A 24,931-nucleotide genomic window follows, 5' to 3' on the forward strand; every position below is an offset into this window, starting at 1 on the left:
GAGATCCTGCCTCGCCCGCCGGGGCGAGGGCAAACCGGCACCTCGGACGGGTGCCGGCGTGCGGGGCGGGCGCCCCGCACGCCGGCACACCGCCAGCCGAGTCCGTCAGTGGACGTGCGCGGCGGCGAGGTCCCGCAGGGCGGCGATCTCGTCGGGGACGTTCTCGGCGCCGTAGACGGCGGAGCCGGCCACGAAGACGTCGGCGCCGGCGTCGGCGGCCCGCTCGATCGTGGCGCGCGAGATGCCGCCGTCGACCTGGATCCACACGTCCTGGCCGGAGGCGCCGACCGCCTCGCGCGTGCGGCGGATCTTGGGCAGCGTGCCCTCGATGAACGACTGCCCGCCGAAGCCGGGCTCGACGGTCATCACGAGGATCATGTCGAACTCGGGCAGCAGGTCGAGGTACGGCTCGATCGGCGTCGCGGGGCGCAGCGCGAGGCCGGCGCGCACGCCGCGGCCGCGCAGCTCGCGGGCCAGGCGGACCGGCGCCGTGGCGGCCTCCGCGTGGAAGGTGACCGACGCGGCACCGGCCTCGGCGAAGCCCGGTGCCCAGCGGTCCGGGTCCTCGATCATGAGGTGCGCGTCGATCGGCACGGGCGACACCTGAGCGATCCGCTCGAACACCGGCAGCCCCAGGGTGAGGTTCGGCACGAAGTGGTTGTCCATGACGTCCACGTGCGCGTAGTCCGCGGTGGCGATGGCGCCGAGGTCGCGCTCGAGGTTGACGAAGTCGGCGGACAGGATGCTGGGGGCGATGCGAGCGGGCATGGCCCCAGGGTAGGGCGTGCGTGCCGCCCGCTCAGGCCGTCCGGCGCAGCAGGCTCAGGTGCATCGCGTCCGTGCCGTGCACGTGCGGCCACAGCTGTACGTCGGTCCGGTCGGCCAGCGGCACCTCGCGGCCCGTGGCCGCCCCGACGGCGGCGCGCGCGTCGAGGCGCTCGACGTCGTCGCGGCGGCGCAGCACGTCGTCGACCACCAGCCGGGTCTCGGCCAGGTGCGGCGAGCACGTGACGTAGGCCACCACCCCGCCGACGCGGACGGCGTCGAGCGCCGAGGCGAGCAGCTCGCGCTGCAGCGTGGTCAGGTGCGCCAGGTCGGCGGGCGTGCGGCGCCACCGGGACTCCGGGCGTCGGCGCAGCGCGCCGAGGCCGGTGCACGGCGCGTCCACCATCACGCGGTCGAACCCACCCGGCTCGAGCGCGCCGAGGTCGCGCCCGTCGCCGGTGCGCACGTCCTCGACCACGCCGTCGGGCACGGCCCGCAGCGCCTGGCGCACCAGGCGGGCGCGGTGCGGTGCCACCTCGTTCGCCACGAGACGCGCGCCGCGCTGCGCGGCGAGGGCGGCCAGCAGCGCGGCCTTCCCGCCCGGGCCCGCGCACAGGTCCAGCCAGCGGGCGTCGGGCCCGTCCAGCGGCGCCGCCGCCAGCGCCAGCGCCACGAGCTGGGAGCCCTCGTCCTGGACGCCGGCGCGGCCGTCGGCCACGGCGGGCACCGCGAGGGGGTCGCCGGACTCCAGGACGAACGCCGTCGGCGACCACCGGCCCGCTGCCAGCCGCACGCCGCCGGACGCGTCCGCGGTCAGCTCGTCCGGCGCGACGAGCCCGGGCCGGGCCACGAGCGTCACGCGGGGCGCGGCGTTGTCCGCCGCGAGGAGGTCGTCCGTCTCGCCCACGTCGCGGCCGTCGCCGGCCAGCGCCTCGCGCAGGGCGCGCACGATCCACGCGGGGTGCGAGCCGACGGCGGCGCTGGCCGCGACCGGGTCGGGCGCCTCGGCCCGCAGCAGGTCGAGCCAGCCGTCCAGGTCGGTGGCCGCCACCCGGCGCAGGACGGCGTTGACCATCTGCGCCGGCCCGGCGCCGACACGGGCGCGCGCCAGGCCCACGGTCTCGGAGACCGCGGCGTGCTGCGGCACGCGCATGCCGAGCAGCTGGTGGGCGCCGAGGCGCAGCACGTCGAGCAGCGGCGGGTCGAGCCGCTCCAGCGGGCGGTCGACGCAGCGGGCGAGCACGGCGTCGTACCGGCCGCGCAGGCGCAGGGTGCCGTACGCCAGCTCGGTGGCGAAGGCGGCGTCACGACCGGTGATGCGCCGCTCGCGCAGCAGCGGCGGCAGCACCAGGTTGGCGTAGGCGTCCGAGCCGTCCACCTCGCGCAGCACGTCGAACGCGGCCGTGCGGGCCGGGTCCGTGCCGCGCCGCCGCTCGGACGGGGCCTGGCTCGTGCGGCCGCGCTCGCCGCGGGCGCGCGCGGCACCGCGCTGCCGGCCGCGGGCGTCGCGCCGCTCGTCGCCGCCGTCCCGCCGGCCGTCGCGCGCGCTCATCGGGCGGCCCCCAGCACGGTGCCCTCGGCGGGCCGGGCGCCGCGCGCCCAGTCGGCTGCCGCCATGGGCCGCTTGCCGACCGGCTGCACGTCCCCGAGCTGCACGGCGTGGGTGACGGTGCCCACGAGCACCTCCTTCTTCCCGGCGCGCAGTGCCCCCGGCGCGAGGTCCGTGACGTCGGGGCGCGGGGTGACCGGGCCGAGCCCGAGGCGCGGGGCCTGCCCGTCGTCCGCCGGCAGGGTGGTCCAGGCGCCCGGCGCGGGCGTGCACCCGCGCACGAGCCGGTCCACCGCCAGCGCCGGTGCACGGAAGTCGACGAAGGCGTCCGCGGTGGTGAGCTTCGGGGCGACCGAGACGCCGTCGGCCGGCTGCGGCTGCGGGAGCGCGCTGCCGTCCTCGAGGGCGTCGAGGCTGGCCACGAGCAGGCCGGCGCCGGCCTGGGCCAGCCGGTCGAGCAGGTCGCCGGCCGTGTCCCGCGCCCGGACCGTCTCCGTGAGCGTGCCGAGCACCGGGCCGGTGTCCATGCCCTCGTCCAGCAGGAACGTCGTGGCGCCGGTGACCTCGTCGCCGGCGATGACGGCGCGCTGCACGGGCGCGGCGCCGCGCCAGGCCGGCAGCACGGAGAAGTGGAGGTTGACCCAGCCGTGGCGCGGTACCGCGAGCACGTCCGGCCGCAGCAGGTGGCCGTAGGCGACGACGGGAGCGGCGTCGACGTCGAGCTCGCGCAGCCGGGCGAGGAACTCCTCGCCGCGGGGCGGGTCGGTGAGGACCGGGATGCCCGCCTCCTGTGCGGCGAGGCGCACCGGGCTCGGCACGAGCCGGCGGCCGCGGCCCGCGGGGGCGTCGGCGCGGGTGAGCACGGCGACCACCTCGTGGCGCGAGGCGACCAGCGCCTGCAACGACGGGACGGCGGCCTGCGGGGTTCCGGCGAAGAGGAGGCGCACCCGCCGATTCTACGGACGCTTCCTGCTGTGGCTTCCGCGGCGCCGGGCGGGTACGGTCACCCCCGGTGGGTGCCGACGCCGCGACGCCGGCCCGTCCGCGGACCGTCGCCGCAGGCCACGGGCCACCGCGGCACGCACCCGCCGGCCGCAGCGACCACCCGCCGACCACGAGCCCCAGGACCGACCGTGCCGACCCGAGCCCGCCACCGCCGCGCCGCCGCCACCGCGCCCCGCCGCGCCGTCGTCGTGCTGCTCGCCGCGGCACTGCTGCCTGCCGCCGCGCTGCCGGCCGCCGCGACGTCCCCGACCGCGACGTCCCCGACCGCGAGGTCGACCGCGACGTCCGCGGCCCCCACGGGCCTGACGGCGACGGCACACGACGTGCCGCACGGCCCCGTCGCAATCCCCGACCCGACGCGGTCCGGCTCGCTCGAGGCTCCCCCGACCCGCTCCCCGCAGCCGGCCGTGACGCCGGCCGGCACCCTGGTCGTGGTCAACAAGCAGCGGCCTCTCGAGCCGCTCGACTACGCCCCGCGCCACCTGCGGACGGTGGCCGGCACCGACGTCGAGCTGCGCCAGGACGCAGCGGCGGCGGCCGAGCGGCTGCTGGCGGACGCCGCGCGCGCCGGCGTGCCGCTCCTGCCGCGCAGCGGGTTCCGATCGTACGAGACGCAGGTCGACACGTACGCCCACTGGGCCGACGTGCTCGGTCCGGACGTGGCCGACACGCAGTCGGCGCGGCCGGGCCACTCCGAGCACCAGACGGGCCTGGCGCTGGACGTGCTCGCCGGCGACGGGACGTGCCGGGAGTTCGGGTGCTTCGGCGACACCCCGCAGGCCGCCTGGCTGGCCGAGCACGCGCCCGCCTACGGCTTCGTGGTGCGCTACCAGGAGGGTCAGGAGGCCGTCACCGGGTACACGGCCGAGCCGTGGCACCTGCGCTACGTCGGGACCCGCACGGCCGCCGACCTGACCGCGTCCGAGGCGCGCAGCCTCGAGGAGTACCTCGGCCTGCCGGCCGCGCCCTCCTACTGACCGCGCCCTCCTACCGGCCGCGCCCTCCTACCGGCCGCCCACCTACCGGCCGCGCCCGGCCCCGTCCTCGGCTCCCCTGGGGGTCCTGGCGTCGGGGGTGCCTCCGGGGACCCCGTCGCGGTCCACCGGCACCCCCAGCGCGCGCAGGTCCGCGCGCAGCCGCGCCGTCGTCGTGAAGCGCAGCGCGTGGAAGCCGACGGCCGCGGCCGCCTCGACGTTGGCCGGCGTGTCGTCGACGAACACCGCCCGGGCGGGGTCGACGTCGAACGTCGCGGCGAGGTGGTGGTAGATCGCCGGGTCGGGCTTGGCCAGGCGGACCCGGCCTGACACGACCACCCCGTCCATCAGCCCGATCGCCGGGGCGGCCTGCGCGGCGTGGTGGAACGTCTCGGCCCACCAGTTCGTCAGCCCGAGCAGCCGCAGGCCGCGCTCCTTGAGCTCGGCGACGAGCTCCGCCGACCCCGCCACCGGCCCGCCCAGCGTCCCCGCGTAGTTCTCCACGTACGCGTCGAGCATCGGCAGGTGCTGCGGCGCGGTGGCCGCCACCGCCGCGCGACCCTCGGCGTACGGGCGGCCGGCATCCTGGGCGTGGTTGAACGTGACGAAGTCGAAGTCGGCGAAGAACGCCTCCACGGCCGCCGGGTCGTGGTCGGCGTACGCGCCCCGCGGGTCCCAGTGCACGAGCACGTTGCCGAAGTCGTAGACGACGGTGTCGATCATGGCGGGCTGGCCGGTCACAGCATCTCCGGGGGGTCGAGCTGCACGCGCACGCTGCCGGGCTCGCGCCGGGCGGACCGGACGGCGAGCGAGGCGCGCAGCTGCTGGGCGAGGGCGAGGCCGTCGCGCGCGGGCACGCGCACGACGACGCGGACGGGGGCGGCGTCGAAGAGGCTGCCGTCGCCCACGACGTCGCGGGGGTCGGGCTCGGTCTCCACCGGCCCCAGGACGGTCTCGGGCCCGGCGAGCGGCACCCGGTCGACGACCGCCATGACGCCGGCGCGGTCCCCGGTGACCGCGGCGACGCGCACCGCCGGGGGCAGCGCGAGCTCCACGCGCTCGGCCAGCTCGCGGTCGGCGAAGCCGCCGGGGTCGAACCGGACGAGCGCACCGGTCGGGCCGGGCGCACCGTCGCCCACGAGCAGCACCTGACCGCCCGCGGCCGCCGGGCGCACGAGGTGCGCGGCGGCGAGCCAGCGGTGCAGCGCGCGCGTCGCGCTCGCCAGGCCGACGCCGGCCGTGGCGACCGCGGCGTCGAGCAGCAGCGCCGCGGCGTACCCGCCCTCGGCGACCGGCTCGGCCCCGGGGGTGGCCACGACCACCGCGGGCGTGCCGGGCACCGCGCCCAGCACGCCGCCCGGGGCGGTCGAGGTGGACAGGCGCACCGGGACGCCGGGGAACGCGCGCCCGAGCTCCTCGGCGGTGCGCTCGCTGCCCACGCGCACGGCGCGCAGGCCGGCGTTGCCGCACTCGTCGCACCGCCACCCGCCGGCCAGGCGGCCGCACCAGCGGCACTGCGGCGCCGACGACGCGCCGCCCAGCGCCAGCGGGCCGTGGCACGCCCCGCACCGCGCCGGCGTGCGGCAGCGCGAGCATGCCACCACGGGCAGGTAGCCCGTGCGCGGCACCTGCACCAGCACCGGGCCGTGGGCCAGCGCGTCGCGGGCCGCGCGCCACGCGGTGGTGGGCACGCGCGCCGCCGCCCCCGGGCCCTCCTTCGCGAGCTCCACGGACGTCAGCGCCCGCACGCGCGGGGCGCGGGCGCGCACGACGTCGCGCGGCGCCGCGACCTCGCGGGCCCAGCCCTGCGCGAGCAGCGCCTGCGCCTCGACCGTGCGGCCCGGCGAGCCGAGCAGGAACGCGGCACCCTCGAGGTCGCTGCGCAGCGCCAGGACGTCCCGGGCGTGCGGGTACGGCGCGTGCGGCTCGGCGTGGGTGTCCTCGCCGTCGTCCCAGAGCACGACCAGGCCGAGGTCGGCCACCGGGGCGAACGCGGCCGCCCGCGTGCCCACGACGACGCGCGCCAGGCCGTGCCGCGCGGCGAGGAACGCCCGGTACCGCGGCGCGGGGCCGTCGTCGGCGAGCAGCCGCACGTGGTCGGCCACGCCCGCGGCGTCGAGGGCGGCGCCGACCCGCTCGGCGTCCCGGGCGTCGGGCACGACGACGAGCGCCCCGCGGCCCGCGGCCACGGCGCTGCGGGCGGCCGCGGCCACCGCGGCCGCCCAGTGCGGCACGCGCGGCGGCGCGCCGTCGTCCGCGGCGGGGGCCAGGCCCGGCAGCGGGGTCCACACGGCCTTGGGGGCCTCGCCGGCCTGCACGTGGCCGAGGAAGGCCTCCCCGCCGCGGTACGGGGACCACAGGTGGGTCCACGCGGCCGGCAGCGGCCCCGGGGACGCCGGCAGCGCCGGCGGGGCGCCCTGCTCGGCCGGGGCTCCGACGCCGGCGTCGTCGGGGGTGCCGGCGTCGTCGGGGGTGCCGGCGTCGTCGGGGGTGCCGGCGTCGTCCGCACCGGCCGCGGCGCCGGGGGCACCGCCGGCGACCTGCGCCAGCACCTCCTTCTCGACGCGGGCGTGACGCGGTGGCACCGCCAGCCGCAGCACGTCGGACAGCGTGCCGGCCCACCGGTCGGCCACGGCCCGCGCCAGCCGCAGCACCTGCGGCGCCAGGACCGGGTCGCCGGAGACGACGCGACGCAGCGGCACGAGGCGTCCCGCGTGGTCGGAGGCGTCGGCGCGGTCGACGACGTACCCGTCGACCTCCTGGGGCCCGAACCGCGCGCGCACGCGGGCGCCGGGCACGGCGTGCTGCGCCATGGACGCCGGCACGAGGTAGTCGTACTCGCGGTCCAGGTGGGCGGGCTGCAGGTCGAGCACCACGCGGGCGACCGGCCGCTCGGTGGCCATCTCCTGCGCCCCGAGCGGCGCGCGGCGCCGCGCGCCGCGCCCGCGGGACGGGGACGGGACGGCGTCGAGCCCCAGCAGCGTGGGCTGCTCCGGGGTCTCGACGTCGCTCACGGGGACCATCTCACCACGCGACGCCCACAGCCCCGGCGCGGGCCCGCGGGCCTGGTCCGCACGACGGGCCGGACGACGGGCGGGCTCAGGGCGGGGGTCAGACGGCGGCGCGCAGCGCGTCGACGCGGTCCGTGCGCTCCCACGTGAACTCGGGCAGCTCGCGCCCGAAGTGCCCGTAGGCCGACGTCTTGGAGTAGATCGGCCGCAGCAGGTCGAGGTCGCGGATGATCGCCGCCGGGCGCAGGTCGAACACGGTGTCGATCGCGCCGATGATGCGCTCCACCGGGACGGTCTCCGTGCCGAAGGTCTCGACGTACAGGCCCACGGGGTGCGCCCGGCCGATCGCGTACGCGACCTGCACCTCGCACCGGCGCGCGAGGCCGGCGGCGACGACGTTCTTGGCCACCCAGCGCATCGCGTAGGCCGCGGAGCGGTCCACCTTCGACGGGTCCTTGCCGGAGAACGCGCCGCCGCCGTGGCGCGACATGCCGCCGTAGGTGTCGACGATGATCTTGCGGCCCGTCAGGCCGGCGTCGCCCTGCGGGCCGCCGACGACGAACTTGCCCGTGGGGTTGACGTACAGGTGGGCGCCGGCCGACTCGAGGTCGACCGTGGCGAGCACCGGCGCCACGACCCGCTCGGCGATCGCGCGGTGCAGCTTGTCCTGGGCGACGTCCCCGTCGTGCTGGGTCGACACGACGACCGTGTCGACGCGCACCGGCCGGTCGCCGTCGTACGCGATGGTCACCTGCGTCTTGCCGTCGGGGCGCAGGCCGGGCACCTCCCCCGTCTTGCGCACCTGGGCGAGACGCTCGGCCAGGCGGTGCGACAGCCAGATCGGCAGCGGCATGAGCTGCGGGGTGTCGTCGCAGGCGTAGCCGAACATCAGGCCCTGGTCGCCCGCGCCCTGCGCGTCGAGCGGGTCGACGTCGGAGGCGTCGTCGCGCTGCTCGGCCGACTTGTCGACGCCCTGGGCGATGTCGGGCGACTGCTGGCCGATCGAGACCGACACGCCGCACGAGTCGCCGTCGAAGCCGATCGCCGAGGAGGTGTAGCCGATGCCGCGCACGACGTCGCGCACGATCTGCGGGATCTCCACGTAGGCGTCGGTCGTCACCTCGCCGGCGACGTGCACCAGGCCGGTGGTCACCATGGTCTCCACGGCGACGCGCGAGCGCGGGTCCTGCTCGAGCAGGGAGTCCAGGATCGCGTCCGAGATCTGGTCGCAGACCTTGTCCGGGTGCCCCTCGGTGACGGACTCGGACGTGAACAGACGCAGGGCATCGGTCATGGCGCACCACCCTAAGGGCTCGACGGGGCGCGCGCCCCCCTCCGGGACCACACGCGTCTCAGAACACGAGACATTCTCGCATGACGGACAGGCGACACCGGACGTGCGGCAGGCGCCGACGGGCCGCGGCGCAGGCCGGCCGATCGGCTCAGGCAAGCAGCTTGGCGACCGCGTCCCAGAGCGCGTCGGCGACCTCGCGCTTGGTGCCGGCGGCCTCGGCGACGGTCTCGCCGGCGCCGTCGAGCAGCGTCACGGCGTTGTCCGCCGTGCCGAAGCCGCGCCCCCCGCCGACGGCGTTGACCGCGAGCAGGTCCGCGCCCTTGCGCCGCGCCTTGGCGCGGCCGTGGTGCAGCACGTCACCGTCGGCGTCGCCCGTCTCGGCCGCGAAGCCGACGACGACCTGGCCGGGGCGCAGCCGCTCGGCCGCGAGCTCGGCCAGCACGTCCGGGTTCTCGACGAGCGCGATCGGCACCGGGCCCTGCCCGGGCACCTTCTTGATCTTGGCCGCGGGGATGGCGGCGGGCCGGAAGTCGGCCACGGCTGCGGCCATCACCACGGCGTCGGCCGCCGCGGCGGCTGCGCGCACGGCGTCGCGCAGCTCGGCCGTCGTCTCCACCGGTACCACGACGTCGGCGACGCCGGCCGGGGGCTCGGCGATGTTGGCCGCCACGAGCGTCACGTGGGCGCCGCGCTCGCGCGCCGCGAGGGCCAGGGCCACGCCCTGGCGCCCGGTGGAGCGGTTGCCGATGTAGCGCACGGGGTCGATCGGCTCGCGCGTGCCGCCGGCCGAGACGACGACACGCCGGCCGGCGAGGTCGCCCGCCGGCGCCTCCCCCGCACCCGGCGCCCCGACCACCGCGAGGGCCTCGCGGGCGATGTCCTCCGGCTCGGGCAGCCGGCCGGGGCCGGTGTCCTTGCCGGTGAGGCGGCCCGAGGCGGGCTCGATGACGTGCACGCCGCGCTCGCGCAGGGTGGCGACGTTGGCCCGCGTGGCGGGGTGGTCCCACATCTCGGTGTGCATGGCCGGGGCCATGACCACCGGGCAGCGCGCGGTGAGCAGCGTGGAGGTGAGCAGGTCGTCGGCGCGCCCGCTCGCCGCCCGCGCCAGCAGGTCGGCGGTGGCGGGCGCCACGACCACGAGGTCGGCGCCCTTGCCGAGCGCGACGTGCTGCACGTTCTCGACGTCGTCGAACACCTCGGTGCTCACGGGCTCGCCGGAGAGCGCCTCCCACGTGGGGGCGCCGACGAAGCGCAGCGCGGCGGCGGTGGGCACGACACGCACGGCGTGCCCCGCCTCGCGCAGGAGACGCAGCAGGAGCACCGCCTTGTACGCGGCGATGCCCCCGCTGACGCCCAGGAGGATCCTCATGCGGGCCTGTCGTCCTCCGCTGGGTCGGACCGGTCGCTCGAGCGTGCGCTCAGAGCGAGGTCTTCGAGTCCTTGGCGTCGTCCGGGTCCTCGGTGGGGGTCGAGGTGAGCAGGCCCCCGTTGATCTCGCGCATGGCGATCGACAGGGGCTTCTCCTGCGCACGGGCCTCGACCAGCGGGCCCACGTTCTCGAGCAGGCCCTCGTTCAGCTGCGAGTAGTACGCGTTGATCTGGCGGGCACGCTTGGCGGCGTACAGCACCAGGCCGTACTTCGAGTCGGTCTTCTCGAGCAGCTCGTCGATCGGCGGGTCGGTGATGCCGATGGGCTGCGCGACGGTTCCGGCCACGGTTCACGCTCCAGTGGTGGGAGGGATGGGAGTCGACGGACCAGTCTACCCGGACGTCAGCGCACGACCGGGGCGCCGCCCGGGGCGAGCGGCCCGGCGGGCACCGCGGGCGTCGGCTGGATGCCCATCGCGCCGACCAGCTCGTCGGTGGCGCGGCGCACGTCGTCGTTGACGATCGTCACGTCGAACTCGCTCTCGGCCGCCAGCTCCACGCGGGCGGTGGCGAGGCGCCGCTCGCGCTCCTCGGCGTCCTCGGTGCCGCGGCCCACGAGCCGGCGCTCCAGCTCCTCGAACGACGGCGGCGCCAGGAACACGAACCGGGCCTCCGGCATGGTCTCGCGCACCTGGCGGGCACCCTGCAGGTCGATCTCCAGCAGGGTCGGCACGCCGGCGGCGAGATGCTCCTCGACCGGGCGGCGCGGCGTGCCGTACCGGTTGCGGCCGTGCACCACCGCCCACTCGAGCATCTCGCCGGCGGCGACCATGGCGTCGAACTCCTCGGGCGTCACGAAGAGGTAGTGCACGCCGTCCACCTCGCCGGGCCGCGGCGGCCGCGTCGTCGCCGACACGGAGAGCCACACCTGCGGGTAGCGCGCGCGCACGTCCGCCGACACCGTGCCCTTCCCGACGGCGGTGGGCCCGGCCAGGACGGTGAGGCGGGCGGAGCGGGGCTCCTGGTCGAGCGGGTCCTGGGGGGCCGGGGTGCCGGCGGGTGTCGCGGAAATGTCAGCCAAACCTCTCGATGAGCGCCGCGGTCTGGTGCGGTCCGAGGCCACGGACGCGGCGGGTCTCGGCGATCCCGATCTCCTCCATGATCGCCCGGGCCTTCACCTTACCGACACCGGGCAGCGACTCCAGCAACGAGACGACCTTCAGCTTGCCGACGACGTCGTCGGACTGGCCCTGCTCGATCACCTCCTTGAGCGAGCCCTGGGAGTACTTCAGGCGGTTCTTGATCTCCGCGCGCACCCGGCGCGCCTCGGCGGCCTTCTCGAGTGCCGCAGCACGCTGTTCCGGGGTGAGAGGGGGAAGGGCCACTCAAGTCACCTACTCAGTCGAGCCGACGGGGTGGTACTGCTCGAACGAAAGTAACCACGACCTGCGGCGCGGGCAATCGCTGGTGGGCGGCGTGGCGCGACCGCGACCGGCGATCCGCCGGTGCGTTCCGGGCATCCGGCCCGTAACGGCGCCGCCCGGAGGGCGGGCCCGCCGCGACAGCCCTACCGTGGCGCTCGGCGGGGCCGCGCGGGCGCCCGCCGCGAGAGGTCTCGGCCACGACGAGGGGGCTCGCCATGGCTCTCAGGGACGTGCGCCCGTCCCGCGGCGCCCGGCTCGCCGGGGCGGCCGCCGCCGGCGCCACCGCGCTCGCCGCGGGCGTGCCGGCCCTGGTCGCGCTCGGGGCGCTCGTCCCCGCCCTGCCGGTGGTCTCGCTGGCCGCGCACGCCGCCGGCTACGCGGGCGGGCTCTGCCTCGTGGCGGCCCTGGGGCTCGCCGGCGCGACCGCCCGCTGGTGGGCGCGGCGCACCGCCCTGCGCGCCGCCGTCGTCGTGGCCGCCGTCGCCGGGCTCCTGGGGTGCGCCGTGGTGCTCGACCGGCTGCTGGACGCCGCGCGCGCCGCCGGCGTCGCGGTCGAGGCGCTGCCCCGGCCGGACCCGGTGCCGGCGCCCGACACCACGGTGGCGTACACGACGCAGGACGGGGAGCCGGTCGAGCTGTCGGTGTGGGCGCCGCCCGGCGCCGACGGCGACGCCCCCGTGGCCGTGTGGCTGCACGGCGGCGGCTGGGTGTCGAGCAGCCGGCAGGCGCCGGTGGGCCTCGCCCACCTGGACCACCTGCGCGAGCGCGGCTGGGTGGTGGCGAACGTCGACTACAGCCTCTCCGACGCGGCCGTGCACCGGTGGGACGCGGCGGAGCCGCAGGTGGCGTGCGCGCTGGCGTGGCTGGCCGAGCACGCGGGCGACCTGGGCGGCGACACCGAGCGCCTCGCGCTCATGGGCGCGTCCGCCGGCGGGAACCTGGCCCTCGACGTCGCCTACCGCGCCGCGGCCGGCACGCTGGAGCCGTCCTGCGGCGGGCGGCTGCCCGTGCCCGACGCCGTCGTCGTGACCTCCCCCATCGCCGACCCGGTCGGGTTCCACGACAACCCCGACCTGGCCCTCGGGCCCCTCACGCGGTGGATGGCTCGCGCCTACACCGGCGGCAGCCCGGCGGAGCACCCCGACCGCTACCGCGCGATCTCGCCGGCCACGCACGCGACCCCCGCGGCGCCGCCCACCCTGGTGGTGATCCCGCAGCACGACCAGATCGTGCCGCCCGCCGGCGCCCGGGCCTTCGCCGACGACGCCCGCGCGGCCGGCGCCGAGGTCGAGCTCGTCGAGGTGCCGCAGGCCGCGCACGTGGTGGACCTGCCCGGCAGCCTCGGCGCGCAGCTCGTCGACGCCCTCGCCGTCCGGTGGCTCACGGCGCACGGCGCGGGGCCCGGCTGAGCCGGGCCCCGCGCCGTGCGCGAGGTGGAGCGGACGGGCGGGAGCGGGCCTCAGCCGCGCAGCGCCGCGGCGGCCTCGCGAGTCCCCTCGTCCGCGGCCGAGCGCAGCGCGCCGGCGTCCGGCCCGGCCCGCAGGACGCCGCGCGAGGACGACGCGAGCACCTGCCGGCGCGCCGGGCCGAACACCGCGGCGAGCTCGGCGGCGCCGGCGCCCTGGGCGCCCACGCCGGGAGCGAGCAGCGGCCCGTTCACGGCCGCGAGGTCCGTGCCCGTGGCGGCGACCGCGTCGCCCACCGTGGCACCCACCACGAGCCCCACCGAGCCGAGCGGGTCGGCGCCCGCGTTCAGCGCCGCCGCGTGGGCCGCGACCGTGGCCGCGACGCTCGCGCCGCCGCCGGTCGTGGCGTGCTGCACCTCGGGGCCCTCCGGGTTGGAGGTCAGGCACAGCACGAACAGCCCGCGCCCGGTCGCCGCGGCGGCCTCGGCCGCCGGGGCGAGCGACCCGAAGCCGAGGAACGGCGAGACGGTCAGCGCGTCGCCCGCCAGGGGCGAGCCGTCGCGCAGGAACGCGTCGGCGTAGCCGCCCATCGTCGAGCCGATGTCGCCCCGCTTGGCGTCCACGACCACCAGCGTCCCGGCCGCGCGGGCGGCCGCGATGGTCTCCTCCAGCACGGCGACACCGGCCGACCCGTGGCGCTCGTAGAACGCCGCCTGCGGCTTGAGCGCCGCGACGCGGCCGCCGACGGCCTCGACGACGCGCAGGGAGAACTCGCGCACGCCGGCGGCGTCGTCGGGCAGCCCCCACGCCGCCAGCAGGGCGGCGTGGGGGTCGACGCCGACGCACAGCGGGCCGTGGTCGTCCATCGCCGCGGCCAGGCGCGCGCCGAACGGCCGCGTCACGCCACGACCCCCGCCTCCGCCGCGGGGCGGGCGACGCCGTCGGCCGTGGGGACGGGCGCCGCGCCGGCGATCCGCTCCAGGCCGAGCCGCTCGCGCGTGCGCGCCGTGTGCTCCTGCAGGCTCGCCACGTCGAAGGGGCCCGCCAGGATCGCCTCGATGGCCTGCACCGCGGCGGCGAGCTGGTCGACGGTCGTGGCGATCGGCTTGTCCGCCGCCGTCGTGGCGGCCCGGATCTCGTAGCCGTCGGCGCGCGCGCCCTGGCCGGACGGCGAGTTGACCACGAGGTCGACCTTGCCGGCGGTGATGAGGTCGACGATCGTCGGCTCCCCCGCGGCACCCTGGCCCTCGGAGAACTTGCGCACCACGCTGGCGGGGACTCCGTTGCGGGTGAGCACCTGGGCCGTGCCCGCCGTGGCGAGCACCTGGAACCCGAGGTCGGCCAGCCGCTTGACCGGGAACACGATGGAGCGCTTGTCCCGGTCGGCCACCGAGACGAACACCGTGCCGGTGGTGGGCAGCCCGCCGAACGCCGCGGCCTGCGACTTGGCGAAGGCGCGCGGGAAGTCGACGTCGAAGCCCATGACCTCGCCGGTGGAGCGCATCTCCGGCCCGAGCACGGTGTCGACCACCAGGCCGTCGGCGGTGCGGAACCGCTTGAACGGCAGCACGGCCTCCTTGACGGCCAGCGGCGCGCCGAGGTCCAGGTCGCCGCCGTCGCCGGTGGCCGGCAGCACGCCCTCGGCGCGCAGCTCGGCGATGGTCTCGCCGACCATGACGCGGGCGGCGGCCTTGGCCAGCGACGTGCCGGTCGCCTTGGACACGAACGGCACGGTGCGCGAGGCGCGCGGGTTGGCCTCCAGGACGTACAGCACGTCGCTGACCAGCGCGTACTGCACGTTGAGCAGGCCGCGCACGCCGACGCCGCGGGCGATCGCCTCGGTGGAGCGGCGGATGCGCTCGATCTCGGCCTCGCTCAGCGACACCGGCGGCAGCACGCACGCCGAGTCGCCGGAGTGGATGCCGGCCTCCTCGATGTGCTCCATGACGCCGCCGAGGAACAGCTCGGTGCCGTCGTACAGCGCGTCGACGTCGATCTCGATCGCGTCGTCGAGGAAGCGGTCGATGAGCAGCGGCGCGGCCAGCGTGCTGCCGCCCGACGCCGCCGCGGCGGCGTCGAGGGCGCGCTCGACGTAGTGCGTCAGCTGCTCGCGGTCGTAGACGATCTCCATGCCGCGGCCGCCGAGCACGTAGGACGGGCGCACGAGCACCGGGTAGCCGATGCCCTCGGCCACCTCCACGGCCTGCCCGAGCGTGCGGGCGGTGCCGAAGGCGGGCGCCGGCAGGCCGGCGTCGACGAGCACCTGGCCGAACAGCCCGCGGTCCTCCGCGGCGTCGATGGCCTCGGGGCTGGTGCCCAGGATCGGCAGGCCGGCGTCGGCCAGGCGCTGCGCCAGCGACAGCGGCGTCTGGCCGCCGAGCTGGACGATGATGCCCTTGACCGGGCCGGCGGCGAGCTCGGCCTGGTAGACCTCGAGCACGTCCTCGAACGTCAGCGGCTCGAAGTACAGGCGGTCGGAGGTGTCGTAGTCGGTCGAGACCGTCTCCGGGTTGCAGTTGACCATGACGGTCTCGTACCGCTCGGCGAGCGTCAGGGTCGCGTGCACGCAGGAGTAGTCGAACTCGATGCCCTGGCCGATGCGGTTGGGGCCCGAGCCGAGGATGATCACGGCCTCGCGCTCGCGCGGCGCCACCTCGGTCTCCGCGTCGTAGGCGGAGTAGTGGTACGGCGTGCGGGCGGCGAACTCCGCGGCGCAGGTGTCCACCGTCTTGTAGACCGGGCGCACGCCGAGGGCGTGGCGGATCTCGCGCACGCTGGCCTCGCCGGCCGGGCCCATGCCGCGCAGCTGCGCCACCTGGCCGTCGGACAGGCCGTGCCGCTTGGCGCGACGCAGCACGTCCTCGGTGAGGGTCGGCGCGGCGGCGACCTCGGCCGCCACCTCGTTGACGAGCTGGATCTGGTCGAGGAACCAGGGGTCGATCTTGGTGGCCTCGAAGACCTGCTCGATGCTCGCGCCCGCCCGCAGGGCCTGCTGCACGCCGACCAAGCGGTGCTCGGTGGGCGTGCGGATCTCCGCCAGCAGCGCGTCGAGGTCGGCGCCGGCGACCGGCTCGCCCTGCCAGTGGAACTGCACGCCGTGCTTGTCGATGGAGCGCAGCGCCTTGCCGAGCGCCTCGGTGAAGCTGCGGCCCAGCGCCATCGCCTCGCCCACGGACTTCATGGTCGTGGTCAGCGTCGGGTCGGCCGCCGGGAACTTCTCGAAGGCGAACCGCGGCACCTTGACCACGACGTAGTCGAGCGTGGGCTCGAAGCTGGCCGGGGTGACCTGGGTGATGTCGTTGGGGATCTCGTCGAGGGTGTAGCCGACGGCGAGCTTGGCGGCGATCTTGGCGATCGGGAAGCCGGTCGCCTTGGAGGCCAGGGCCGAGGAGCGCGACACGCGCGGGTTCATCTCGATGACGATGATGCGGCCGGTGGCCGGGTCCACCGCGAACTGGATGTTGCAGCCGCCGGTGTCGACGCCCACCTCGCGGATGACCGCGATGCCGATGTCGCGCAGCTTCTGGTACTCGCGGTCGGTGAGCGTGAGCGCCGGCGCGACGGTGACCGAGTCGCCGGTGTGCACGCCGACCGGGTCGACGTTCTCGATCGAGCACACGACCACGACGTTGTCGTTCTTGTCGCGCATCAGCTCGAGCTCGTACTCCTTCCAGCCGAGGATCGACTCCTCCAGGAGCACCTCGGTGGTCGGCGAGTAGTGCAGGCCCTGGCCGACGATGCGGCGCAGGTCCGCCTCGTCGTAGGCGAGGCCGGAGCCGAGGCCGCCCATGGTGAACGACGGGCGCACGACCATCGGGTAGCCGAGCCTCCCGGCGGCGGCCAGCGCCTCGTCGACCGTGTGCACGATCTCGGAGCGCGCGGACTCCCCGCCGCACTTGTCGACGACGTCCTTGAACTGCTGGCGGTCCTCGCCCTTCTGGATGGCGGGGATGTTGGCGCCGATGAGCTCGACGCCGTGCTCGGCCAGCACGCCGGCCTCGTCCAGGGCGATGGCCGCGTTGAGGGCGGTCTGCCCGCCGAGCGTCGGCAGCAGCGCGTCCGGGCGCTCCTTGGCGATGATCGAGGTGAGCACCTCGGTGGTGATGGGCTCGACGTAGGTGGCGTCGGCGAACTCCGGGTCCGTCATGATCGTGGCCGGGTTGGAGTTCACGAGGATGACCCGCAGGCCCTCCTCCTTCAGCACGCGGCACGCCTGGGTGCCCGAGTAGTCGAACTCGGCCGCCTGGCCGATGACGATCGGGCCCGACCCGATGACGAGGACGGAGGAGATGTCGGTACGGCGGGGCATCAGTTCTCCTTCGAGCCGGCGAGGGCGGCCAGCGCCTCGTCGGGGACGGTGACGGGCGTGCGGGACTTCATGACCTCGACGAAGCGGTCGAACAGGTAGGCGGAGTCGTGCGGGCCGGCCGCCGCCTCGGGGTGGTACTGGACCGAGAAGGCGGGGATGTCCAGGGCGGTCAGGCCCTCGACCACCTGGTCGTTGAGGCCCACGTGGGCGACGACGACGCGGCCGTAGCGGCCGCCGTCGTGCGGCGCGGTGCTCACGGCGTCGACGGGCGCGTCGACGGCGAAGCCGTGGTTGTGCGCGGTGACCTCGACCTTGCCGGTGGTGCGGTCCAGGACGGGCTGGTTGATGCCGCGGTGGCCGTAGCCCAGCTTGTAGGTGCCGTAGCCCAGGGCGCGGCCCAGCAGCTGGTTGCCGAAGCAGATGCCGAAGAACGGGATGCCGCGGTCGAGCACGGCGCGCAGCAGCTCGATCTCGTGGGTGGCGGCCGCGGGGTCGCCGGGGCCGTTGGAGAAGAACACCCCGTGCGGGGCGTCCGCCGGCAGCAGGCGCTCGACGTCCTCGACCGTGGCCGACTGCGGCACGACGTGGACGCGCACGCCGCGCTCGGCGAGACGCTGCGGCGTCATGGCCTTGATGCCGAGGTCGACGGCGACGACGGTGGCGATCGGGTCCTTGCCCGCCCAGTCCCCGCAGGGCTCGACGACGTACGGCTCGGCGGTGGTGACCTCGCGGGCCAGGTCGGCGCCGGCCATCAGCGGCGCGGCCTGCACCTCGGCGACCAGGTCCTCCACCGGCCGCTCCACGCTGCGCCCGCTGGGGCTGGTGGTGACCAGGGCGTCGCCGGAGAAGATGCCGGCGCGCATGACGCCGAGCTCGCGCAGGTGACGGGTGAGGAAGCGGGTGTCGACGTCGCTGATGCCGACGACGCCCTGCTCGGCGAGCTCCTCGTCGAGGGTGCGCGCGGCACGCCAGGAGGAGACGCGGCGGGCGGGGTCGCGCACGACCCAGCCGGACACCCAGATCTTGCCGGACTCGGGGTCCTCGTCGTTGACGCCGGTGTTGCCGATGTGCGGCGCGGTCATGACGACGATCTGGCGGTGGTACGACGGGTCGGTGAGCGTCTCCTGGTAGCCGGTCATGCCGGTGGAGAAGACGATCTCGCCGAGCGTGGTGCCCCGTGCGCCGTACGCGCGGCCGCGGGCCACGGTGCCGTCCTCGAGGACGAGCAGGGCCCGGTCGTGCGCGGCAGCGGTCGTGGTGGTCACTGGTTCTCCTTCGGCGGTGCTGCGGGGGTCTGAGGGCCGGCGCCGGCGGCCAGGGCGCGGACGGCGTCGACGAGCCGGGCGCGGTCGGCGGGGTGGCGGGGGCGCACGCCGGTGTCCAGGGCGGCGGCCGGCGCGGTGGCGTCGGCCGGCGCGAGCCAGGACACCACGACGATGCTGTCCGTGCCGACGAACTTGCCGGCCATGCCGGGCGCCAGGCTCACGCCGCGCAGGGTGGCGGCCGGGACGAAGACCGGGTCGGCGCCGGTGCGCTCGACGAGCACGCCGGCGTCGTGCACGCTCACCGCGGCGACCGAGCGGTCGCCGAGCCCGTGCGCGCCGACGCGGGCGAGCCAGTCGCCGCCCAGCGTGGTGGTGACGTAGGTGGCCTCGAGCGGCTCCAGGCGGCGGGCGCCGAGGTCGGCGGGCACGGCCGGCGGCACCGGCACGACGCCGCGGGTGCGCCGTGCGAGGCGGCGCCGGCCGCCGATCACGACGAGCAGCAGCAGGACGCCGACCAGGACCCAGATCCCGACGGCGACGGGCATCGGCAGGTTCACGCCGCAACCCCCGGGCCGGCGGGCACGGGCTCGACGGGCGTGCCGTCGAGCACCGTGGCGCGCCCGCGCAGGAACGTGGCCACGACCCGGCCGGGCAGCTCGCGGCCCTGGAACGGGGTGTTGGCGGCGGCCGTGGCCTGCGCCTCGCCGTCGACCACCCGGGTGGCGCGCGGGTCGACCAGCACGAGGTTCGCCGGCTCGCCGACGGCGACCGGCCGGCCCTGGGTGTCCGCGACGCGCCCGATGCGGGCCGGCGCGGTCGACATCACCCGCGCGACGTCCGCCCAGCCCATGAGGCCGGTCTCGACCATCGCGTGCTGCACCACGGACAGGGCGGTCTCCAGCCCGGTCATGCCCATCGCGGCGGCCCCCCACTCGCAGTCCTTGTCCTCGCGGGTGTGCGGGGCGTGGTCGGTGGCGACGATGTCGATGGTGCCGTCGGCCAGCCCGGCGCGGACGGCCTCGACGTCCGCGGCGGTGCGCAGCGGCGGGTTGACCTTGAACACCGGGTCGTAGCCGCGCGCCAGCTCGTCGGTGAGCACGAGGTGGTGCGGGGTGACCTCGGCGGTGACGGCGATGCCGCGGGCCTTGGCCCACCGGACGATCTCGACGGACCCGGCGGTGGACACGTGGCACACGTGCAGGCGCGAGCCGACGTGCTCGGCCAGCAGCACGTCGCGGGCGATGATCGCCTCCTCGGCGACCGCGGGCCAGCCGGTCAGGCCGATCTCCGCCGAGACGACGCCCTCGTTCATCTGGGCACCCTCGGTGAGGCGGGGCTCCTGCGCGTGCTGGGCGACGACGCCGTCGAACGCCTTGACGTACTCCAGGGCGCGGCGCATCAGCACCGGGTCGTGGACGCACCTGCCGTCGTCGCTGAAGACCCGCACGCGGGCGGCGGAGTCGGCCATCGCGCCGAGCTCGGCGAGGCGCTCGCCGGCCAGGCCCACGGTGACCGCGCCGACGGGGTGCACGTCGACCCAGCCGGCCTGCCGGCCGAGGTTCCAGACCTGCTCGACGACGCCGGCGGTGTCCGCCACGGGCGAGGTGTTGGCCATGGCGTGCACGGCCGTGAAGCCGCCGGCCGCGGCGGCGCGGGTGCCGGAGGCGACGGTCTCGGCGTCCTCGCGGCCCGGCTCGCGCAGGTGCGTGTGCAGGTCGACCAGGCCCGGCAGGAGCACGTGGCCGGCGGCGTCGACCTCGACGGCGCCCGCGGGCGCCGCGACGTCGGTGCCCAGCGCGGCGACGACCCCGTCGGCGAGCACCACGTCGACCGGCTCGCCCCCGAGCGGGCGCGCGCCGCGCAGGACGTAGGAGGTGGTGGCGGGGGTCGTCACAGGGCGGTCCCTTCGGGGTGGGCGGGGGCGGACGGGGCGGCGCCGGCGGCGTCACGCTCCCCCGCGAGCAGCAGGTAGAGGGCGGCCATCCGCACGGCGACGCCGTTGGCGACCTGCTCGACGATCACCGAGCGCGCGGAGTCGGCGGCCTCGGCGGAGATCTCCAGGCCGCGGTTCATCGGCCCGGGGTGCATGACGATCGCGTGCCCGGGCAGCAGCGCCAGCCGGCGCCCGTCGAGCCCGTAGCGGCGGGTGTACTCCAGCGGGCTGGGGAAGAACGCCCCCGCCCCGCCGGACATCCGCTCGCGCTGCACGCGCAGCATCATCACGGCGTCGGGCTGCCAGCCGGCCAGCGTCGCGTCGAGGTCGTACGACGTGCGGCACGGCCAGGTCTCCACGCCCACCGGCAGGAGCGTCGGCGGCGACACGAGCGTGACCTCGGCGCCGAGGGTGTGCAGCAGGTGCACGTTGGAGCGGGCCACGCGCGAGTGCAGGACGTCGCCGACGATCGCGACCCGCAGCCCGGCGAGGTCCGCACCGGTGCCGTCCTGGTGGCCGTCGCCCGCGCCGCCGCGCAGCCCCACCAGGTGGCGGCGGATCGTGAACGCGTCGAGCAGCGCCTGGGTCGGGTGCTGGTGCGTGCCGTCGCCGGCGTTGAGCACCGCGGCGTCGAGCCAGCCGGCGTGGGCGAGCTGGTGCGGGGCGCCGGAGGCCCAGTGCCGCACGACGACGGCGTCCGCCCCCATCGCGTGCAGGGTGAGCGCGGTGTCCTTGAGCGACTCGCCCTTGGAGACGCTCGAGCCCTTGGCGGAGAAGTTGATGACGTCGGCGGACAGGCGCTTGGCCGCGGTCTCGAACGAGATGCGGGTGCGCGTGGAGTCCTCGAAGAACAGGTTGACGACGGTGCGCCCGCGCAGCGTGGGCAGCTTCTTGATCTCGCGCGACTGGGTGGCGGCCATCTGCGCCGCGGTGTCGAGCAGCAGGATCGCGTCGTCCTTGGACAGGTCCCGGGTGGACAGCAGGTGCCTCATCGCGCCGCCCCCGTCTCGAGCGGGTCGGCGGGCCCGCGCCCGCTGATCACCACGGCGTCCTCGCCGCCGTCGACCTCCTGCAGCCGCACGCCGACACGCTCGGACGTGGCGGTGGGCAGGTTCTTGCCGACGAAGTCGGGGCGGATCGGCAGCTCGCGGTGGCCGCGGTCGACCAGGCAGGCGAGCCGGACGGCGCGGGGGCGGCCGAGGTCGCTCAGCGCGTCGAGCGCGGCGCGGATGGTGCGCCCGGAGTACAGGACGTCGTCGACCAGCACGACGATCTTGTCGTCGATGCCCGCGGTGGGCAGCGTGGTGACCCCGACGGCGCGCGTGGGGTGCCGCTGCAGGTCGTCGCGGTACATCGTGACGTCGAGCTCGCCGAGGCTCTGCTCGGGGTCGAAGGCCGGCTCGATGGCGGCCAGCCGCTCGGCCAGCCGGCGGGCGAGCGTCACGCCGCGGGTGGGGATCCCGAGCAGGACGACGTCGTCGACGCCCTTGGAGCGCTCGACGACCTCGTGGGCGATGCGGGTCAGGGCCCGCTGGATCTCCTGGGATCCCAGGACGGTGGTGCGGCCGGTGGTGTGCTCGGGCATGCCGGGGCTCACGGGACCTCCTTCTCCGCCTCACGGGACGGGGTTAAAGGGGTGTCGATCGGGCCTCAGCGTAGCGCCCGGTACGGGACGCGCGGGCCGTCGTCCAGCCTCCGGACGCGTGACGTGGCGCACGTCACGCGGACCGGCCCCGGCCGCCGGCAGGACGGCGACGGCCCCGTCGGCGGCGGGTGCCGCCGGCGGGGCCGGGTCGGTGGTGCGGGTCGCGAAGGCGTCCCCGGGGCCGTCCGCGGGGCCGTCAGGCCAGCAGCGTCGGCTTGACGTCGACGATGCGGCCGAGCAGGCCGTTGACGAACGACGGCGAGTCGTCGGTCGAGAGGCTGGCGGCCAGGTCCACGGCCTCGTCGACCGCCACGGCGTCGGGCACCTCGTCGTTGAAGAGGATCTCCCAGGTGCCGATGCGCAGCAGGGCGCGGTCCACGGCGGGCATGCGCTCCAGCGTCCAGCCGTGGGAGTACGTCTCCAGCAGCTCGTCGATGCGTTCGCGGTGCCCGGTCACGCCCTCGACGAGGTCCACCGTGTACTGCGGCACCGCCGCCTCCGTGCGGGGCTGGGCCACCCGGTCGCGCAGCAGCACGAGCGGCTCGAGGCCGCGCTGCTCGGACTCGAAGAGGATGTCGACCGCGCGCTTGCGGGCCTTGGTGCGGGCAGCCACGTCAGTCGTTCACGCGGCCCAGGTACGACCCGTCGCGGGTGTCGACCTTGACCTTGGTGCCCTGCTCGAGGAACAGCGGGACCTGGATCTCGCGGCCGGTCTCGAGGGTGGCGGGCTTGGTGCCGCCGGTGGAGCGGTCGCCCTGCAGGCCCGGCTCGGTGTAGGTGATCTCCAGGACCACGGAGGCCGGGAGCTCGACGTACAGCGGGGTGCCCTCGTTGGAGGCGACCATCACGCTCATGCCCTCGAGCATGAAGTCCTTGGCGTCGCCGACGGTGGCGGCCGGGACCGTGATCTGGTCGTAGGTGTCGTTGTCCATGAAGACGAAGTCCTCGCCGTCCATGTACAGGTACTGGAAGTCGCGGCGGTCCACGTTGGCCGTCTCGACCTTGATGCCAGCGTTGAAGGTCTTGTCGACGACCTTGCCCGACAGCACGTTCTTCATCTTGGTGCGGACGAACGCGCCACCCTTGCCCGGCTTGACGTGCTGGAACTCGATGATCGTCCAGAGCTGACCGTCGATGCGGAGCACGGTGCCGTTCTTGATGTCGTTGGAGGTAGCCACGTTCTTTCCCTGTTCGGCGATGTCGGAGCTTCGGGCACGCCCCGGTCACGGTCAGGTGGCGGGGGCGGTGGCCCGCGGACGAGGGCCCGGACGATTCTAGCGGTACGCCGGGTCCACCGCCCGACGGTCACCCCCCGACGAGCAGGTGCGCCGCGCCGCGCCCGGCGAGGCCCACGGCGGCGGCCCAGATGAGCGACGCCAGCGTGCCGACGACGAACCGCTCGCTCGCGACCGGGTGCTCCTTGAGCTCGTTGAACCGGCCGAGGCCCTTGACCGCCACCACGATCGCGACGCCCTCGGGGTAGCCGGCCAGGAGGCTGAGCGTCACGCCGGCCCGCTCGAGCAGGCCGATCCAGGTGCCGCCGCGCAGCACGTCCGCGGCGGCCTGCGCGCGGGCGCTCGGCCCGGTGCGCCGCAGCACCCAGGGCACCACGAGGGCGCCGAGGCCCACGCTGAGCGCCAGCGCGACGGCCCAGACCGCCGCGCCGACGAGGTACTCGGTCGTGCTCATGCTCCCGCTCCCCCCGCCGGTCGTCCCGCGCGCCCCGCGCCGGCGAGCGCGGTCAGCAGCCGCGCGACCACCGGCCGGACCGCGGCCTCCTCGGCCCACAGCGCGGCGCGCAGCCGCTGGCTCACGGCCTGCTCGGTGACCCCGAGCGCGCGCGCCACGTCCTTCTGCGACGTGTCCTTCTGCGTGTCCTTCTGCGTGTCCTTCTGTGACACGGCCTTCACGGACCCGTCGGTGCCCGCGGCGGTGAGCGTATCGATCGCCTCCCACCCCGCCGGGGTGCGGCGCGCCGCCACCGCCCCGAGGAGCCGCAGCAGCGCCTCGACCTCCGCGGCCGCGGCGGCGTCGTCCGCCTCCACCGCGACGGGCGCCGCGCTCCCCCGGCCCTTGGCGCGCTCGACGGCGTGGCGGGCGTGCACGAACGCCGGCCCGGACGCCGCACGGCTCGCCGCGGGCAGCGGCTCGTCGACGGCGCCGACGCCGAGCCCCACCGTCCAGCGGCCGTCGCGCAGCAGCGCGAGGGCCGTGTCGAGGGCGAGCGTCGCGCCGTCGGGGGAGCCGTCGAGCAGGCCCTGCACCTCGTCACCCACGGTGCGGTCGAAGGGCAGGACGAGCCCGGCGCGCCCGGCGGTGCGCGCGTGCAGGAGGTCGAGCACCTCGGGCACGCGGTCGCCGTGGCGCGTGCTGCCGCGCTGGTCAGCGGTGAGGACGATCACGTGTCAAGCCTAGAACCTTGACCGCTCCGCAACAAGCCTCACGACTTGATCGGCGCTCATCAGGCCTGCAGCCTTGCGGCCACCGCCGAGAGCGCGAGCCGGTAGGAGTCGAAGCCGAAGCCGGCCACCGTGCCGGTCGCGACCCCGGAGACCACCGAGTGGTGGCGGAACGACTCGCGCGCCGCGGGGTTGGACAGGTGCACCTCGACCAGCAGCAGGCCCGAGGTGGTCACCTGCGCCGCCGCGTCCCGCAGGGCGTAGCTGTAGTGCGTGAACGCGGCCGGGTTGAGCACCACGTGCGCCCGGGCGTCGACGGCCTCGTGCAGCCAGCCCACGATCTCGGACTCGTCGTCGGTCTGGCGCACCTCGGCCTCGAGCCCCAGCTCGCGGCCCCACCGCTCCGCGGCGGCGACGAGGTCGGCGAACGAGGCGGCGCCGTAGATCTCGGGCTCGCGGACGCCGAGCCGGCCGAGGTTGGGACCGTTGAGGACGAGGACGTGCGTCATGGGCCGGAGCCTAGCCGTCACGGCCCTGCGACCGGCGCCTGCGACCGGCCCTGCGACCGGCCCTGCGACCGGCCC

24 protein-coding genes are annotated in these 24,931 nt (G+C 76.3%); 2 read left to right on the top strand and 22 right to left on the bottom strand.

The annotated features are described in order from the left end of the window. Nucleotides 1-105: 105 nt before the first annotated feature. From rpe to fmt, 3 genes are read right to left on the bottom strand one after another with little or no spacing between them, the layout of a single operon-like run. On the bottom strand, nucleotides 106-768 hold the full coding sequence (gene rpe / locus U5M74_RS00970; RefSeq protein WP_410905287.1) for a ribulose-phosphate 3-epimerase: 663 nt from the start codon (nucleotides 766-768) through the stop codon (nucleotides 106-108). Between the two features lie 31 nt (nucleotides 769-799). Next, nucleotides 800-2,317 (bottom strand): RsmB/NOP family class I SAM-dependent RNA methyltransferase, encoded by a 1,518-nt coding sequence (locus U5M74_RS00975; protein ID WP_410905289.1) that lies wholly within the window; start codon nucleotides 2,315-2,317, stop codon nucleotides 800-802. Further along, nucleotides 2,314-3,261 carry a methionyl-tRNA formyltransferase gene (fmt, locus tag U5M74_RS00980; RefSeq protein ID WP_410905291.1) on the bottom strand — a complete coding sequence of 316 codons (948 nt, stop codon included), beginning with the start codon at nucleotides 3,259-3,261 and terminating at the stop codon, nucleotides 2,314-2,316. Before fmt ends, U5M74_RS00975 begins: the two co-directional genes overlap by 4 nt. A 186-nt stretch (nucleotides 3,262-3,447) precedes the next feature. Here fmt and U5M74_RS00985 point away from each other — a divergent pair, with 186 nt between their 5' ends. Then, entirely contained in the window at nucleotides 3,448-4,296 is an 849-nt protein-coding gene (locus U5M74_RS00985; protein ID WP_410905293.1) for a D-alanyl-D-alanine carboxypeptidase family protein, read from the top strand. A gap of 42 nt (nucleotides 4,297-4,338) precedes the next feature. Here the strand turns inward: U5M74_RS00985 and U5M74_RS00990 are convergent, their stop codons facing one another. From U5M74_RS00990 to mihF, 7 genes are all read right to left on the bottom strand, one after another. Beyond that, nucleotides 4,339-5,034 (bottom strand): HAD family hydrolase, encoded by a 696-nt coding sequence (locus U5M74_RS00990; protein WP_410905295.1) that lies wholly within the window; start codon nucleotides 5,032-5,034, stop codon nucleotides 4,339-4,341. Further along, nucleotides 5,031-7,316, bottom strand: a complete 2,286-nt coding sequence (locus U5M74_RS00995; protein ID WP_410905297.1) for a primosomal protein N' — start codon at nucleotides 7,314-7,316, stop codon at nucleotides 5,031-5,033. Before U5M74_RS00995 ends, U5M74_RS00990 begins: the two co-directional genes overlap by 4 nt. Nucleotides 7,317-7,404: 88 nt before the next feature. After that, nucleotides 7,405-8,598, bottom strand: coding sequence for a methionine adenosyltransferase (metK, locus tag U5M74_RS01000; protein WP_410905299.1), 1,194 nt, complete (start codon nucleotides 8,596-8,598; stop codon nucleotides 7,405-7,407). Between the two features lie 148 nt (nucleotides 8,599-8,746). After that, nucleotides 8,747-9,967, bottom strand: coding sequence for a bifunctional phosphopantothenoylcysteine decarboxylase/phosphopantothenate--cysteine ligase CoaBC (gene coaBC / locus U5M74_RS01005; RefSeq protein WP_410905300.1), 1,221 nt, complete (start codon nucleotides 9,965-9,967; stop codon nucleotides 8,747-8,749). A gap of 49 nt (nucleotides 9,968-10,016) precedes the next feature. After that, nucleotides 10,017-10,313, bottom strand: a complete 297-nt coding sequence (gene rpoZ / locus U5M74_RS01010) for a DNA-directed RNA polymerase subunit omega (RefSeq protein WP_410905302.1) — start codon at nucleotides 10,311-10,313, stop codon at nucleotides 10,017-10,019. 56 nt (nucleotides 10,314-10,369) lie between these two features. Next, nucleotides 10,370-11,047 (bottom strand): guanylate kinase, encoded by a 678-nt coding sequence (gene gmk / locus U5M74_RS01015; protein ID WP_410905304.1) that lies wholly within the window; start codon nucleotides 11,045-11,047, stop codon nucleotides 10,370-10,372. Continuing rightward, nucleotides 11,040-11,351: an integration host factor, actinobacterial type gene (mihF, locus tag U5M74_RS01020; protein ID WP_410905306.1), complete on the bottom strand. Its 312-nt coding sequence runs from the start codon at nucleotides 11,349-11,351 to the stop codon at nucleotides 11,040-11,042. Before mihF ends, gmk begins: the two co-directional genes overlap by 8 nt. A 254-nt stretch (nucleotides 11,352-11,605) precedes the next feature. Here mihF and U5M74_RS01025 point away from each other — a divergent pair, with 254 nt between their 5' ends. After that, complete coding sequence (locus U5M74_RS01025; protein ID WP_410905307.1) at nucleotides 11,606-12,799, top strand: alpha/beta hydrolase fold domain-containing protein; 1,194 nt, start codon at nucleotides 11,606-11,608, stop codon at nucleotides 12,797-12,799. A gap of 50 nt (nucleotides 12,800-12,849) precedes the next feature. Here the strand turns inward: U5M74_RS01025 and pyrF are convergent, their stop codons facing one another. The 12 genes from pyrF to U5M74_RS01085 form a co-directional block, all read right to left on the bottom strand. Beyond that, the gene (pyrF, locus tag U5M74_RS01030; protein ID WP_410905309.1) at nucleotides 12,850-13,698 is read right to left on the bottom strand and encodes an orotidine-5'-phosphate decarboxylase; all 849 of its coding nucleotides are present in this window, start codon (nucleotides 13,696-13,698) and stop codon (nucleotides 12,850-12,852) included. Then, nucleotides 13,695-17,105 carry a carbamoyl-phosphate synthase large subunit gene (gene carB / locus U5M74_RS01035; protein WP_410905311.1) on the bottom strand — a complete coding sequence of 1,137 codons (3,411 nt, stop codon included), beginning with the start codon at nucleotides 17,103-17,105 and terminating at the stop codon, nucleotides 13,695-13,697. Before carB ends, pyrF begins: the two co-directional genes overlap by 4 nt. Further along, the gene (gene carA, locus U5M74_RS01040; protein ID WP_410905313.1) at nucleotides 17,105-18,370 is read right to left on the bottom strand and encodes a glutamine-hydrolyzing carbamoyl-phosphate synthase small subunit; all 1,266 of its coding nucleotides are present in this window, start codon (nucleotides 18,368-18,370) and stop codon (nucleotides 17,105-17,107) included. Before carA ends, carB begins: the two co-directional genes overlap by 1 nt. After that, nucleotides 18,367-18,927: a hypothetical protein gene (locus U5M74_RS01045; RefSeq protein ID WP_410905315.1), complete on the bottom strand. Its 561-nt coding sequence runs from the start codon at nucleotides 18,925-18,927 to the stop codon at nucleotides 18,367-18,369. The genes carA and U5M74_RS01045 overlap by 4 nt, the downstream gene beginning before the upstream one ends. Beyond that, nucleotides 18,924-20,264, bottom strand: a complete 1,341-nt coding sequence (locus U5M74_RS01050) for a dihydroorotase (RefSeq protein ID WP_410905316.1) — start codon at nucleotides 20,262-20,264, stop codon at nucleotides 18,924-18,926. The genes U5M74_RS01045 and U5M74_RS01050 overlap by 4 nt, the downstream gene beginning before the upstream one ends. After that, a complete protein-coding gene (locus tag U5M74_RS01055; protein WP_410905318.1) occupies nucleotides 20,261-21,295 on the bottom strand; it encodes an aspartate carbamoyltransferase catalytic subunit in 1,035 nt (344 codons plus the stop codon). The genes U5M74_RS01050 and U5M74_RS01055 overlap by 4 nt, the downstream gene beginning before the upstream one ends. Then, nucleotides 21,292-21,888 carry a bifunctional pyr operon transcriptional regulator/uracil phosphoribosyltransferase PyrR gene (gene pyrR / locus U5M74_RS01060; RefSeq protein ID WP_410905770.1) on the bottom strand — a complete coding sequence of 199 codons (597 nt, stop codon included), beginning with the start codon at nucleotides 21,886-21,888 and terminating at the stop codon, nucleotides 21,292-21,294. The genes U5M74_RS01055 and pyrR overlap by 4 nt, the downstream gene beginning before the upstream one ends. A gap of 256 nt (nucleotides 21,889-22,144) precedes the next feature. Then, nucleotides 22,145-22,561: a transcription antitermination factor NusB gene (gene nusB / locus U5M74_RS01065; protein ID WP_410905320.1), complete on the bottom strand. Its 417-nt coding sequence runs from the start codon at nucleotides 22,559-22,561 to the stop codon at nucleotides 22,145-22,147. Nucleotide 22,562: 1 nt separating this feature from the next. Then, nucleotides 22,563-23,126, bottom strand: a complete 564-nt coding sequence (efp, locus tag U5M74_RS01070) for an elongation factor P (protein ID WP_069983863.1) — start codon at nucleotides 23,124-23,126, stop codon at nucleotides 22,563-22,565. A gap of 127 nt (nucleotides 23,127-23,253) precedes the next feature. After that, the gene (locus U5M74_RS01075; protein ID WP_410905322.1) at nucleotides 23,254-23,637 is read right to left on the bottom strand and encodes a hypothetical protein; all 384 of its coding nucleotides are present in this window, start codon (nucleotides 23,635-23,637) and stop codon (nucleotides 23,254-23,256) included. Further along, nucleotides 23,634-24,350, bottom strand: coding sequence for a SatD family protein (locus U5M74_RS01080; RefSeq protein ID WP_410905324.1), 717 nt, complete (start codon nucleotides 24,348-24,350; stop codon nucleotides 23,634-23,636). The genes U5M74_RS01075 and U5M74_RS01080 overlap by 4 nt, the downstream gene beginning before the upstream one ends. 59 nt (nucleotides 24,351-24,409) lie before the next feature. Beyond that, a complete protein-coding gene (locus U5M74_RS01085; RefSeq protein ID WP_410905326.1) occupies nucleotides 24,410-24,856 on the bottom strand; it encodes a type II 3-dehydroquinate dehydratase in 447 nt (148 codons plus the stop codon). Nucleotides 24,857-24,931 lie beyond the last annotated feature (75 nt).

The organism is Puerhibacterium sp. TATVAM-FAB25, assembly GCF_046535855.1.
Classification (GTDB): Bacteria; Actinomycetota; Actinomycetes; order Actinomycetales; family Cellulomonadaceae; genus Puerhibacterium; species Puerhibacterium variabilis_A.

What these genes read in the sequence shown, in the direction of transcription:
- rpe (WP_410905287.1), bottom strand. Translation starts at nt 768, where the DNA reads ATGCCCGCTCGCATCGCCCCCAGCATCCTGTCCGCCGACTTCGTCAAC.
- U5M74_RS00975 (WP_410905289.1), bottom strand. Translation starts at nt 2,317, where the DNA reads ATGAGCGCGCGCGACGGCCGGCGGGACGGCGGCGACGAGCGGCGCGAC.
- U5M74_RS00995 (WP_410905297.1), bottom strand. Translation starts at nt 7,316, where the DNA reads ATGGTCCCCGTGAGCGACGTCGAGACCCCGGAGCAGCCCACGCTGCTG.
- metK (WP_410905299.1), bottom strand. Translation starts at nt 8,598, where the DNA reads ATGACCGATGCCCTGCGTCTGTTCACGTCCGAGTCCGTCACCGAGGGG.
- coaBC (WP_410905300.1), bottom strand. Translation starts at nt 9,967, where the DNA reads ATGAGGATCCTCCTGGGCGTCAGCGGGGGCATCGCCGCGTACAAGGCG.
- U5M74_RS01025 (WP_410905307.1), top strand. Translation starts at nt 11,606, where the DNA reads ATGGCTCTCAGGGACGTGCGCCCGTCCCGCGGCGCCCGGCTCGCCGGG.
- carB (WP_410905311.1), bottom strand. Translation starts at nt 17,105, where the DNA reads ATGCCCCGCCGTACCGACATCTCCTCCGTCCTCGTCATCGGGTCGGGC.
- U5M74_RS01055 (WP_410905318.1), bottom strand. Translation starts at nt 21,295, where the DNA reads ATGAGGCACCTGCTGTCCACCCGGGACCTGTCCAAGGACGACGCGATC.
- pyrR (WP_410905770.1), bottom strand. Translation starts at nt 21,888, where the DNA reads ATGCCCGAGCACACCACCGGCCGCACCACCGTCCTGGGATCCCAGGAG.
- U5M74_RS01075 (WP_410905322.1), bottom strand. Translation starts at nt 23,637, where the DNA reads ATGAGCACGACCGAGTACCTCGTCGGCGCGGCGGTCTGGGCCGTCGCG.
- U5M74_RS01085 (WP_410905326.1), bottom strand. Translation starts at nt 24,856, where the DNA reads ATGACGCACGTCCTCGTCCTCAACGGTCCCAACCTCGGCCGGCTCGGC.